This window comes from Mycobacterium sp. (assembly GCF_046330795.1).
In the GTDB taxonomy this organism is placed as follows: domain Bacteria; phylum Actinomycetota; class Actinomycetes; order Mycobacteriales; family Mycobacteriaceae; genus Mycobacterium.
The window spans coordinates 256,855-268,686 of the sequence record NZ_JAXLSA010000003.1; the positions used below are offsets into that span (position 1 = coordinate 256,855).

At 69.7% G+C, this 11,832-nt stretch carries 11 protein-coding genes and 1 pseudogene; 9 read left to right on the forward strand and 3 right to left on the reverse strand.

Features of this window, described 5'->3' with window-relative positions:
- Positions 1–34: 34 nt before the first annotated feature.
- Positions 35–208: pseudogene (locus U0R18_RS12650) on the reverse strand (TetR family transcriptional regulator); the annotation flags it as partial.
- Positions 209–293: 85 nt separating this feature from the next.
- On the opposite strand from U0R18_RS12650, the gene U0R18_RS12655 reads away from it, so the two are divergent.
- Together U0R18_RS12655 and U0R18_RS12660 are read left to right on the forward strand one after the other, a co-directional pair.
- Complete coding sequence (locus tag U0R18_RS12655; RefSeq protein ID WP_526368789.1) at positions 294–1,808, forward strand: LVIVD repeat-containing protein; 1,515 nt, start codon at positions 294–296, stop codon at positions 1,806–1,808.
- Positions 1,805–2,386: a DUF305 domain-containing protein gene (locus tag U0R18_RS12660; protein WP_526368791.1), complete on the forward strand. Its 582-nt coding sequence runs from the start codon at positions 1,805–1,807 to the stop codon at positions 2,384–2,386. Before U0R18_RS12655 ends, U0R18_RS12660 begins: the two co-directional genes overlap by 4 nt.
- A gap of 93 nt (positions 2,387–2,479) precedes the next feature.
- On the opposite strand, the gene fadD8 is transcribed toward U0R18_RS12660, so the two are convergent.
- Positions 2,480–4,102, reverse strand: coding sequence for a fatty-acid--CoA ligase FadD8 (fadD8, locus tag U0R18_RS12665; RefSeq protein WP_526368793.1), 1,623 nt, complete (start codon positions 4,100–4,102; stop codon positions 2,480–2,482).
- A 63-nt stretch (positions 4,103–4,165) separates the two neighbouring features.
- Between fadD8 and U0R18_RS12670 the strand changes: the two genes are divergently transcribed.
- The 6 genes from U0R18_RS12670 (at position 4,166) to U0R18_RS12695 (ending at position 9,913) form a co-directional block, all read left to right on the forward strand.
- Entirely contained in the window at positions 4,166–5,131 is a 966-nt protein-coding gene (locus U0R18_RS12670) for an o-succinylbenzoate synthase (protein WP_526368795.1), read from the forward strand.
- A 112-nt stretch (positions 5,132–5,243) separates the two neighbouring features.
- On the forward strand, positions 5,244–6,206 hold the full coding sequence (locus tag U0R18_RS12675; protein ID WP_526368797.1) for a GlxA family transcriptional regulator: 963 nt from the start codon (positions 5,244–5,246) through the stop codon (positions 6,204–6,206).
- Positions 6,207–6,218: 12 nt separating this feature from the next.
- Positions 6,219–6,938 carry a DJ-1/PfpI family protein gene (locus U0R18_RS12680; protein WP_526368799.1) on the forward strand — a complete coding sequence of 240 codons (720 nt, stop codon included), beginning with the start codon at positions 6,219–6,221 and terminating at the stop codon, positions 6,936–6,938.
- A 30-nt stretch (positions 6,939–6,968) separates the two neighbouring features.
- Positions 6,969–7,754: an alpha/beta fold hydrolase gene (locus U0R18_RS12685; protein ID WP_526369509.1), complete on the forward strand. Its 786-nt coding sequence runs from the start codon at positions 6,969–6,971 to the stop codon at positions 7,752–7,754.
- Positions 7,755–7,766: 12 nt separating this feature from the next.
- Entirely contained in the window at positions 7,767–9,407 is a 1,641-nt protein-coding gene (gene menD / locus U0R18_RS12690) for a 2-succinyl-5-enolpyruvyl-6-hydroxy-3-cyclohexene-1-carboxylic-acid synthase (RefSeq protein ID WP_526368801.1), read from the forward strand.
- On the forward strand, positions 9,407–9,913 hold the full coding sequence (locus U0R18_RS12695; RefSeq protein ID WP_526368803.1) for a DUF3592 domain-containing protein: 507 nt from the start codon (positions 9,407–9,409) through the stop codon (positions 9,911–9,913). The genes menD and U0R18_RS12695 overlap by 1 nt, the downstream gene beginning before the upstream one ends.
- A gap of 8 nt (positions 9,914–9,921) precedes the next feature.
- On the opposite strand, the gene U0R18_RS12700 is transcribed toward U0R18_RS12695, so the two are convergent.
- A complete protein-coding gene (locus U0R18_RS12700) occupies positions 9,922–10,578 on the reverse strand; it encodes a DsbA family protein (RefSeq protein ID WP_526368805.1) in 657 nt (218 codons plus the stop codon).
- A gap of 88 nt (positions 10,579–10,666) precedes the next feature.
- Between U0R18_RS12700 and U0R18_RS12705 the strand changes: the two genes are divergently transcribed.
- On the forward strand, positions 10,667–11,803 hold the full coding sequence (locus U0R18_RS12705) for a glycosyltransferase family 4 protein (RefSeq protein WP_526368807.1): 1,137 nt from the start codon (positions 10,667–10,669) through the stop codon (positions 11,801–11,803).
- The last annotated feature ends 29 nt before the right edge of the window (positions 11,804–11,832 follow it).

Consider the following 11,832-nt stretch of genomic DNA (forward strand, 5'->3'; position numbering starts at 1 on the left):
CGAGTTCGGTCAGCCGCGCGGCCAGCGCCGCCAGCAGGGCCCTGCGGGTGCGGAAGTAGTACGAGGCGGTGCCGGGTGGGACGCCCGCGTGCTTGTCGAGGCGGGGGTGGGTGAGTCCGCGGGCGCCCTGGGTGCCGAGCAGGTCGATGGCGGCGTCGGCCAGATCGGCGCGCCGCTGGGCTGCGTTGTACTTGCGACGTGCGGTGATGGCAGCAGTTTAACGCCAGCGCCGCTGTTTGTGGGCCGCCGGCGAACACTTCCTCTATCACCTTAGAGGATGTTATGTTCCGCCGATGGGGTGGATCTCACGCCGTGCATGGGCGGCCCTGCTGGTGCTCGTCCTGGTGGTCATGACCACGCCTTCGGCGTGGGCCACCGTGTCGCCCGGCTTCGATGAGAACAACGACGTCTGGTCGACGGCCGTCCCGGCAGCAACGTGCCGGCCCGGGGACCGGGTGGAAACGGGCCTGCAGGGTGAGGTCCCGGTCGGCGATCGTGATTCGCACCGCAGCGTCGAGGGCTATGCCTGCAACATCGACCTGATCGGGCAGTACCAGGGACCCGGGGCCGGATGGACCAGTGCGGCCTACCAGAACTGCGTCTACATCGGGTCGACGTTCCCGCACACCGACGGGGTGCAGGTGGTCGACGTCTCCGATCCCGCACACCCCAGGCCCACCGACGTGCTGCGCGAGCCGGCGATGATCAACGGGACCTGGGAATCGTTGAAGGTCAACGAAACTCGCGGACTTCTGGCCGCCACCGGTGTGCCGTTCGTGTTCGGCCTCGGATACATCTCCCTCTACGACATCGCCACCGACTGCGCCCATCCACGGCTGCTCAACGAGGGCCGCGGCTCGCTGCCTGGGGTCCGGATCCCGATGCTGACCCATGAGGGCAACTTCTCACCCGACGGGAACACCTACTGGGCGTCCGGGCAGATCTGGGCCAGCGCCGTGGACGTCTCCGACCCCGCCGATCCAGCCGTCGTGTGGAGTGCACCAGCCGGATTCGCCAGTCACGGAATGGAATTCACCCCGGACGGCGACACGATGTTCATGTCGACGGCGGCGGGGTTGAACATCCTCGACACCTCGGCCGTGCAGGACCGGGCCGCCCCCGGGATGACGATGCACCAGCTGCTGCCGAGCCGTGGATACAAGCACTGGCACGACGGACTGATCAGCCAGCACAGCATCTACGTGACCTACGGTGGGCGACCATTCCTGTTCAACGTCGACGAATTCGGTTCCGGCGGTGTCAAACTCTTCGATGCCGCCGACTTCGGCGACCTCCGGCTGCGCACCACCATCAAGCTCGACATCAACCTGCCGCAGAACCTGGACCGGTGGGCCGCGAGCGCTTCCAGCAGCGGGGCGTTCGGGTACGAGTCCCATTACTGCAGTGTCGACCGCCGCGTGGATCCCCAAGCCATGGCGTGCGGCTGGACCCAGTCCGGCATCCGCATCTTCGATGTGCGCGACCCCGACCACGTCCGCGAGATCGCCTATTTCAACCCGCCCGCTCAGACCGGGAAGAACGACCAACTGCCCAACTCCCAGCATGTGCGGTTCGGCGGCATCGTCGTACCGCCGGCCAGTAGCGCCATCTCGATCGCCCAGGCGATCCTCAACGGGCAGATCAACGGCGACGACATCGTGCGCGACGGCCGGATCATCGGCCTGGACCTGTCCGCGGACTGGTGCATGTCGCCACCGGACTTCCGCGGAAACCTGCTGTACGTCACCTGTTCCGACAACGGCTTGATGACCCTGCGCATCGACCCGGCCGTCTATCCGCCGCGATGAACCGGCTCTCCGCCGTCGCCGTGCTGCTGGCCATTGTGCTGGGGGCCGCGGGCAGCGCGCTCTACTACCGGCAGCATCGGCCCGCGCCGGTGCTCTCGGAGCTGGAAATCGGCTTCGCACAGGACATGTCGGCCCATCACCAGCAGGCGGTCATGATGGCCGACATGCTGGCCGCCGACGCCACGCGCGATGTGAAGGCACTCGCCGACCAGATCCGCGTCACCCAGCTGACCGAGATCGGACAGCTGGCCGGCTGGCTGCAGCTGGCCGGGGCGCCGCCGGCGGCGTCACACCCGATGGCCTGGATGATGCCCGGCCACGACGACCATTCGATGGGTATGCCCGGGATGGCGTCGACGGCCGACCTCGAGCGACTGCAACGCAGCGTCGGCCCGGCCAATCAGATGCTCTTCCTCGAGCTGATGACCCGGCATCACCAGGGCGGAATAACCATGGCGGCCTATGCCTTTCGGCACTGTTCCAACGACGCCGTGCGCCGGGCCGCGAGCATCATGATCGACGAACAGACCCAGGAGATCCAGGTCATGACGACGCTGCTGGCCCAGCACCAGGGTTAGCCTCGCCCGAGATCGATCTATTCCGCGCTGGCTGCGACATTGTGCGAGTGGGCCCCGCACTGACCGCGGAACAGATCCGGTTGGGGTCAGCCGTCAGCCGACGGCCCGCGCGGCGCCTTCCCAGAACCGCGCCCGCACCGCCTTCTTGTCCGGCTTGCCCAGTCCCGTCAGCGGCAGCGCGTCCACCACCACCACCTGCTTGGGCACCTGCACCGAACCCTTGCGGTCCTTGACGCTGGCCTGGATCTGCTCGGTCATGGTGGCCACGCCCGCCTCGGAGGCATCGGCATCCGGTCGCAGCACCACCACGGCCGTGACGGTCTCGCCCCACTTCTCGTCCGGGGCGCCGACGACACACACCTGGGCGACCGAAGGATGCTCGGCCACAACGTCTTCCACCTCACGGGGGTACACGTTGAAGCCGCCGGTGACGATGACGTCCTTGACGCGGTCCACGATGAACCAGTAGCCGTCCTCGTCCTCGCGGGCCATGTCGCCGGTACGCAGCCAGCCGTTCCGGTAGGTCTTGGCGGTCTCCTCCGGCAGCTTCCAATACCCGCCGGACAGCAGCGGGCCGGACACGCACACCTCGCCCACCTCGCCCTGGGGCACCGGGTTGTCGTCGGCGTCCAGCAGCGCGCAGCGGGCGAACAGGGTCGGCCGTCCGCACGACGAGAGGCGCTTGGCGTCGTGGTCCTTCTTGCCCAGGTACGAGATCGCCATCGGCGCCTCGGACTGCCCGTAGTTCTGCGCGAAGATGGGCCCGAAGCGTTCGATCGCCTCGGCCAGCCGGACCGGGTTGATCGCCGAGGCGCCGTAGTACACCGTCTCCAGCGACGACAGGTCGCGGGTGTGCGAATCCGGGTGGTCCATCAGGGCATAGAGCATCGCCGGCACCACGAACGTCGCGGTGATCCGGTGTTCCTCGATGTACCGCAGTGCCTCGGCCGGGTCGAACTTGGCCATCACATGCAGTTCGCCGCCCTTGATCACCGTCGGCAGGAAGTACGCGGCGCCCGCGTGGGAGAGCGGGGTGAGCATGAGGAACCGGGGGTTCTCCGGCCATTCCCACTCGGCCAGCTGGATGGTGGTCATGGTGGTGGTGGCCTGCGTCGTCATCATGACGCCCTTGGGCTTCCCGGTGGTGCCGCCGGTGTAGGACAGCCCGTTGACGTAGTCGGGTGCCAGGTTGGCGGCGGTCAGTGGCTTGGGCTCGTACTTGGCGGCCTCGGCGGTCAGGTCCACCACGGAGAAGCCGCCCGATTCCGCCGCAGCGGACAACTCGGCCGGAACCGGCCCGATGGTCAGGACCTGCTGCAGCGCGTCCACCTTGCCCACCAGGCCGATCGCGCGTTCGGCGAACATCGGGTTGGGATCGATGATCAGCGACGTCGCGCCGGAATCGGCCAGCACGTAGGCGTGGTCGTCCAGGGAGCCCAGCGGGTGCAGTGCCAGGCGGCGGTAGCCCTGGGTCTGGCCGGCGCTGGTGATCATCAGCACCTCGGGCCGATTCAGCGACAGGAAACCCGCGACCGCGCCCGATCCCGCGCCCAGGGCGTCGAACGCCTGGATGTACTGGCTGACGCGCTCGGCCAGTTGACCGCCGGTCAGCGTGGTGTCGCCCAGGTGCAACACCGGCTTGTCGCGGTGCCGTTTGAGCGCGCCGATGAGCAGGTGGCCGGAATGGACGGGGTGGCGCAGCAGGTCGTCACTCATAGGGGCCACACTAGAACGTGTTCCAGTTTTAGTACACCGCCGATCCGCCTACCATCGGCTCTCATGCCCGAACTCGAGGATCTGCTGGGGCGGGCGCACGTGGTGACGCTGCCGATGCGGGTCCGGTTCCGCGGGGTCACCGAGCGCGAGGCGGTGCTGATCGACGGGCCCGTGGGCTGGGGGGAGTTCGGCGCCTTCCTCGAGTACGGCACCGCCGAGGCGTCGCACTGGCTGGCATCGGCAATCGAATCGGCTTACGGCACAACACCATTGGCGCATCGCGACCGGATCGACATCAACGCCACCGTTCCCGCTGTGCCGGCCGGGCAGGTGCCCGAGGTGCTGGCCCGGTTCCCCGGGGCGCGCACCGCCAAGGTGAAGGTCGCCGAACCCGGGCAGACGCTGGCCGACGACGTCGCCCGCGTCAACGCGGTCCGTGCGGTGATTCCCACCGTGCGGGTGGACGCCAACGGCGGATGGACGCTGGCCGAAGCGATGGCCGCCGCGCGGGCCCTGACCGCGGACGGGCCGCTCGAGTACCTCGAGCAGCCGTGCGCGACGGTCGACGAGCTGGCCGAGCTGCGCCGCCGCGTCGACACCCCGGTGGCCGCCGACGAATCCATCCGCAAGGCCGACGACCCGCTGCGGGTGGTGCGCGCCGGTGCCGCCGACGTCGCGGTGCTCAAGGTCGCTCCGCTGGGCGGTATCTCCGCGCTGCTGGCCATCGCGAGCCAGATCGACGTCCCGGTGGTGGTGTCGAGCGCGCTGGACACCGCGGTGGGGATCGGTGTCGGCCTGATGGCCGCCGGCGCCCTGCCCGAGCTGCGGCATGCCTGCGGGCTGGGCACCGGCAGCCTGTTCGTCGAGGACGTGGCCGAGCCGTTGCCCGCCGAGGACGGCTATCTGCCGGTCGGGCCGGTGACGCCCGATCCGGCTCGTCTCGCCGGCCTGCGGGCCGCCGGGCCGCGCCGGGACTGGTGGCTGCGCCGGATCGCCGACTGCTTCCCGCTGCTGGGGCCGTCGAACTAGTGCTCGGTCTGGCGTCAACAGATCATGACGTACAAATGATGACACCGCCGATGTCCTGATTTGTGGGACGCGTGTCGTAGACGCCACGGCCGTCGCGGTCCACGATGAGGACATGAGACGGTCGGTCGTGGTGCTCGCCTACCCGGGCGTGCAGTCCCTCGACATCGTCGGACCCTTCGACGTCTTCGCCGGCGCGTCCCAGCTCCTGGGCGCCGACCAGGGATACGACATCACCCTCGTCTCGGTCGACGGCGCACCCGTGCGAGCCGGTACGGGCCTGGAATTCGTCACCCAGTCGCTGCCCGATCCACGGACCCCGACCGACACCGTCGTGCTGCCGGGCGGGTTCAGCGTCGAGACGGCCGCGGCCGACGAGCGCCTGACCGATTGGGTCACCGCCGTGGCGGAGAACTCGCGACGCGTGGTCAGTGTGTGCACGGGCGCCTTCCTGGCCGCGCGGATCGGGCTGCTCGACGGCTGCCGCGCCACCACCCACTGGGCCTTCGCCAGCGAACTGGGCAGCCGATTCCCGGCGGTCGACGTCGACCCGGAGCCGATCTTCGTGCGCAGCTCGGCGAAGGTATGGACCGCGGCGGGCGTCACGGCCGGCATCGACCTGGCGCTCGCGCTGGTCGAGGAGGACCACGGCACCGAGCTGGCGCAGACGGTGGCCCGCTGGCTCGTGCTGTACCTGCGGCGCCCGGGCGGGCAGACCCAGTTCGCCGCCCCGGTGTGGATGCCGCGGGCGCGGCGGCGCCCGATCCGGGACGTGCAGGAAGCCATCGAGGCCGAACCCGGCGCCGGTCACACGGTGACGGAACTCGCCGGCCGTGCCGCGATGAGTCCCCGGCACTTCACGCGGGTGTTCACCGAGCAGATCGGTGAGCCGCCCGCCGCCTATGTCGAGCGGATCCGCATCGACGCGGCCCGCCGTCAGCTCGAGGAATCCGCCGACACCGTGAGCGTCATCGCTGCGCGTTGCGGGTTCGGCAGCGCAGAAACCATGCGGCGCAACTTCGTTCGGCGCATTGGGATCTCACCCGACCAGTACCGGCGAACCTTCGCCCACGCCTAGAAAGGACCCGACATGCAGATTGCCATCGTGCTCTACCCCGGATTCACCGCCCTGGACTTCATCGGCCCCTATGAGTCGCTGCGCTGGCTGCCCGGCGCCGAGATCCGGCTGGTGTGGCACGAAACCGGGCCCATCGCAGCGGATTCCGGCATCCTGCTGATCGGAGCCACCCACACCTTCACCGAAACACCGTCGCCCGACCTGATTCTGGTACCCGGTGGCTTCTCGACGATCGAGCACGCCCGCGACGAGGTGCTGCTCGAGTGGCTGCGCCGGGCCGACGAACACACCGTCTGGACCACATCGGTGTGCTCGGGCTCGATCATCCTGGGTGCGGCAGGTCTGCTCACCGGTAAGCGCGCCACCTCGCACTGGGCGGCCCTGCCCGTGCTCAGGACAATGGGCGTGACGCCCGTCGGCGATGAGCGGATCGTGCACGAGGGCAAGGTGGTCACCGCCGCCGGCGTCTCGGCCGGGATCGACCTCGGGCTGTGGCTCGCCGGCCAGATCGCCGGTCCGGACAAGGCCAAGGTGATCCAGCTGTCCATGGAGTACGACCCGCAACCGCCGTTCGACTCCGGGCACATGTCCAAGGCGTCGGCCGCCACCAAGGCCTCGGCGACGGCGCTGATGGGCAAGGAGATGGCCACCCCGACCCAGCTCAAGGCCGCCACGGCGCTCCTGTGGACCAGCGCCATCGACACCGCCCGGCGCCGCCTCGCCCGCCGCTGATCTACCCCGTCCGGTACCGTCTCGCGGGTGATCAACCTCGAATTCGACGATCGCGGGGATGGCGATCCCGTGCTGTTCATCGCGGGTCGCGGGGGTGCCGGCCGGACGTGGCACCTGTTCCAGATCCCGGCGTTCCAGCGGGCCGGTTACCGGTGCATCACCTTCGACAACCGCGGTATCGGCAAGACGGAGAACGCCGAGGGCTTCACGCTGTCGACCATGGTCGGCGACACCGCCTCGATCATCGAGCAGGTGGTCGGCGGCCCGGTTCGTGTGGTCGCGGTGTCGATGGGGTCGTACATCGCCCAGGAGCTGATGCTGGCGCGGCCCGAATTGGTCAGCCAGGCCGTGTTGATGGCCACCCGCGGCCGCCTCGACCGCACCCGGACGTTCTTCCTGGACGCCGAGAACAAGATGACGGCATCAGGCGTCCGGCCGCCGGTCGAGTACGACGCGAAAATCCGCTTGCTGGAAGGCTTTTCGCCGCGCTCGCTGAACAACGACAAGTTCGTCGGCGACTGGATCGACATGTTCACGATGTGGCCCATCAAGGCCACCCCCGGCCTGCACGCGCAGACCAACGTCGCCCCCACGGAGAATCGGCTGAACGCCTACCGAGGCATCACCAAGCCGACGATGGTGATGGGCTTCGCCGACGACGTGGTGGTGCCGGCCTATCTGGGCGCGGAGGTGGCCCAGGCCATCCCGTACGCGACGTATCTGGAGGTCCCGGACACCGGTCACCTCGGATTCATCGAGAAGCCCGATGCCGTCAACGACGCGATCCTGCAATTCTTCGCATCCGAGTGCGTGTGACAGGCTGGACGGGTGAATCCATCGACGGCGCAGGCGCGCATCGTCGTCGACGAACTGATCCGCGGCGGCGTCCGCGACGTGGTGCTGTGCCCGGGCTCGCGTAACGCACCGCTGGCGTTCGCCCTGGCCGATGCCGACCGCGCCGGCCGGATCCGGCTCCACGTTCGCATCGACGAACGCACTGCCGGATATCTCGCCGTCGGACTCGCCATCGGTGGACGGGACGGCGGCCACCCGGTGTGTATCGCGATGACGTCGGGCACCGCGGTGGCCAACCTGGGTCCGGCCGTGGTGGAGGCCAACTACGCCCGGGTTCCGCTGATCGTGCTGAGCGCCAACCGCCCCTACGAGATGCTGGGCACCGGTGCCAACCAGACGATGGAGCAACTCGGCTACTTCGGCACCCAGGTTCGCGCCACCATCAGTCTCGGTCTGGCCCCCGAATACCCGGGCGCCCCGATGGAGGCGCTCAACGCGCAGTGGCGCTCGGCGACGTGCCGGGTGGTGGTGGCCGCCACCGGCTCCCGGACCGCCAACGCGGGGCCGGTGCAGTTCGACATCCCGCTGCGGGAGCCCCTCGTGCCGGACCGCACCGACGCGCCGGCCACGCCGGGTCGGCCGGACGGCGCCCCGTGGACCTACACCCCGCCGGTCACCTTCGACCAGCCGCTGGACCTCGACCTGACCCCGGACACCGTCGTGATCGCCGGCCATGGCGCCGGCACCCATCCGAACCTGGCGGACCTGCCCACCGTGGCGGAGCCGACGGCCCCGGTGCCCGCCAACCCGCTGCATCCGCTGGCGCTGCCGTTGCTGCACCCGCAGCAGGTGATCATGCTGGGGCGCCCGACGCTGCACCGCCCCGTGTCCGCGCTGCTGGCCGACCCGTCGGTGCCGGTCCTGGCGCTGACCACCGGACCACGCTGGCCCGACGTGTCGGGCAATTCGCTGGCCACCGGGACCCGCGCCGTGACCCGAGGCGCACCCGATGAGGCCTGGCTCCACCGCTGTGCGGAGGTCAACGGGCATGCGCTGGCCGCCGTGCGCGATCAGCTGGCCGCGCACCCGCTGACCACCGGGCTGCACGTGGCCGCCGCCGTCGCCGCCGCGGTCCGGCCCGGCGACCAACTGGTCCTCGGGGCGTCCAATCCGGTGCGCGACGTGGCCCTGGCCGGATTCGCCACACCGGGTGTCACGGTGCGGTCCAACCGCGGCGTCGCCGGGATCGACGGAACCGTGTCGACGGCCATCGGCGCCGCGCTGTCGCACGACCGCACCGGCGGTCGCACAGTGGCGCTGATCGGGGACCTGACCTTCGTGCACGACGCGTCGGGACTGCTCATCGGCCCGACCGAGCCGGTGCCCGCGCAGTTGACCATCGTGGTGTCCAACGACAACGGCGGCGGGATCTTCGAACTGCTCGAGCAGGGCGATCCACGGTTCTCCGAAGTGTCGTCGCGAATCTTCGGTACGCCCCACGACATCGACGTCGGCGGGTTGTGCCGGGCCTATCACATCGAGTACCGACAGGCCGAGGCCGACGAACTCGCCGCGGTGCTCGACGAGCCGTTCACCGGGGTGCGGGTTGTCGAGGTCAAGGCCGACCGATCCACCCTGCGCCGGTTGCATGCCGCCATCAAGGCGGCGCTGTAGTGCAGGTCACCCTGCCGCGGTGGTGGCGGACGCTGATCCACGGGCCCAGCGGGCTTGCTCCGAAATCGTTGGCGGGCAAGGTGATCCGTGCCGTCCGCATCGTGGTTCTGGTGCTCGCCGCGGTGATGACGGCAGCAGCGGTGCTGCTGGTGGCCGGCGCGTGGCGCAACGATCTGGCCATCGAATCGAACATGGGGGTGGCCGCGGCCGAGGTGCTCAGCGCCGGACCGCGCCGGTCCACCATCGAGTTCGTCACCCCGGACCGGGTGACCTACCGGCCCGAGCTCGGTGTGCTGTACCCGTCGGAACTGGACACCGGGATGCGCATCTACGTCGAGTACTACCGGTCCGATCCCGACCTGGTACGCGTGCAGGGCCGTAGCGCTCGACTGGCGATCATCCCCGCCCTGTCGGTGGCGGTGGTCAGTTGGGCGGTGGCCGCTGCGGCGCTGTCCGGGCTGAGTCTGCTGGAGCGCAGGCTCACCCGTCGTTCGGGAGTGCGTTAGAGGCGCTTTCAGGCGCCGCGCAGCAGAGCGTCGAGCCAGTCCGGGTCGGAGATGTCGACCACCTCCCGGCCGTGCACGTCGTAGACCGTCGGGGTGCCGGGGGAGTCCGTGTCGCTCAGCGCGTAGGTGTTGTGTTCGTCCATCGCCACGGTGTCCACGGCGGCGCGGCCCGCGGTGATCTGCGCGACCACCGCGTCGGTCACGCCGGCCTGGCGGGCCTGGTCGGCGAAGTCGCCGTCGGTGTAGTGCTGGTGAGCCAGATCCTGGTTGGCCCAGAGGCTTTCGACGAACTTCTGGAATACCGACGCGGTGGTGGTGGGGCCGGCGGCCAGGAACAGGGCGTTGGACACCGTATGCGAATAGCCCGTGTCGCTGTCGTCGAAGAATGTCAGCAGCCGGTAGGTCACCGCGAGCCGGCCGCTCTGGATCCCGGACCTGATGTCCTCACCGAAGGTGGCCTGGAAGTGCGCGCAGTGATCGCACTGCGGCTCGGTGAACAGCTCCAGTTGGACCGGGGCGTCGGGGAACCCGACCACGATGCCGAACCCGTCGACGCCCAGCGCGACGCCGGGCGGGTGCTGATCCGGCTCGGCCGTCCCCGCCACCACCCGCGCACAGCCCGTCAGTGCCATCATCAGCACCGCGAGTACCGCCCAGTAGCGCATAGGGGAAACCTACCCGGGGCACCGGGTTTTCGTGTCGCGTCCAACTGGCCGCAACCTTGCCGACACGCCCCGCTGCCACTGTTGGGGTGTGCGCGTTGCGATCGTCGCCGAAAGTTTCCTGCCGAACGTCAACGGTGTCAGCAATTCGGTGGTGCGGGTCCTCGAGCACCTGCGCCGGACGGGCCACGAGACCCTGGTCATCGCACCGGACAACCCGCCGGGGCAGCCACGGGCCGAACGGGTTCATGAGGGCGTGCGGGTGCACCGGGTGCCGTCGCGGATGTTTCCCAAGGTGACCTCGCTGCCACTTGGGATCCCGTGGCCGCGGATCGGGCGGGTGCTGCGTGGCTTCGGTCCCGATGTCGTCCACCTGGCGTCCCCGGCGCTGCTGGGCTACGGGGGCGTGCGCGCCGCCCGCTACCTCGGGGTGCCGTCGGTGGCGGTGTTCCAGACCGACATCGCCGGGTTCGCCGCCAGTTACGGGGTCAGCGGCGCGGCCCGTGCCTCGTGGGCCTGGCTGCGCCACCTGCACTCGCTGGCCGACCGCACGCTGGCGCCGTCCAGCGCGTCCATCGAAGACCTTGTCGCACATCGGATCCCGCGGGTTCACCGGTGGGCCCGGGGGGTGGATGTCACGGGGTTCGCACCGTCGGCCCGGAGCGCGGCGCTGCGGCGGCAGTGGTCACCGGATGGCCGCCCGATCGTCGGGTTCGTCGGCCGGCTGGCCCCGGAGAAGCACGTCGAACGGCTGACGGCGCTGTCCGCCCGCGGCGACCTCCAGGTGGTCGTGGTCGGCGACGGCGTCGACCGGGACAAGCTCCGGAACGCAATGCCCGCAGCGGTTTTCACCGGTGCGCTGTACGGTGCCGAGCTGGCCACGGCGTACGCGAGCATGGACGTCTTCGTCCACCCCGGTGAGCACGAGACGTTCTGCCAGACCGTCCAGGAGGCGATGGCGTCCGGGCTGCCGGTGGTGGCGCCCGCCGCCGGCGGTCCGATCGACCTGGTGACGCCGATGCAGACCGGAATCCTGCTGGGGGTCAACGAGTTCGCCGACCGGCTGCCGACCGCGGTCGATCATCTGATCGCCGAGCGGGCCCGGTACTCGGTGGCCGCCCGGCGCAGTGTGCTGGACCGGACCTGGCCGGCGATCTGCGACGAACTGCTGGGCCACTACGAAGCCGTGACCGGCCCGCGCCGGGGCACGAAGCTCAGGGCTCTTTGAAGGCCCTGCGACCACCCCGTTCGGGTAGC

Excerpts from the sequence above, each read along its gene's own strand:
- U0R18_RS12655 (WP_526368789.1), top strand. The coding sequence starts at position 294 with ATGGGGTGGATCTCACGCCGTGCATGGGCGGCCCTGCTGGTGCTCGTC.
- U0R18_RS12660 (WP_526368791.1), top strand. The coding sequence starts at position 1,805 with ATGAACCGGCTCTCCGCCGTCGCCGTGCTGCTGGCCATTGTGCTGGGG.
- fadD8 (WP_526368793.1), bottom strand. The coding sequence starts at position 4,102 with ATGAGTGACGACCTGCTGCGCCACCCCGTCCATTCCGGCCACCTGCTC.
- U0R18_RS12670 (WP_526368795.1), top strand. The coding sequence starts at position 4,166 with ATGCCCGAACTCGAGGATCTGCTGGGGCGGGCGCACGTGGTGACGCTG.
- U0R18_RS12675 (WP_526368797.1), top strand. The coding sequence starts at position 5,244 with ATGAGACGGTCGGTCGTGGTGCTCGCCTACCCGGGCGTGCAGTCCCTC.
- U0R18_RS12680 (WP_526368799.1), top strand. The coding sequence starts at position 6,219 with ATGCAGATTGCCATCGTGCTCTACCCCGGATTCACCGCCCTGGACTTC.
- U0R18_RS12700 (WP_526368805.1), bottom strand. The coding sequence starts at position 10,578 with ATGCGCTACTGGGCGGTACTCGCGGTGCTGATGATGGCACTGACGGGC.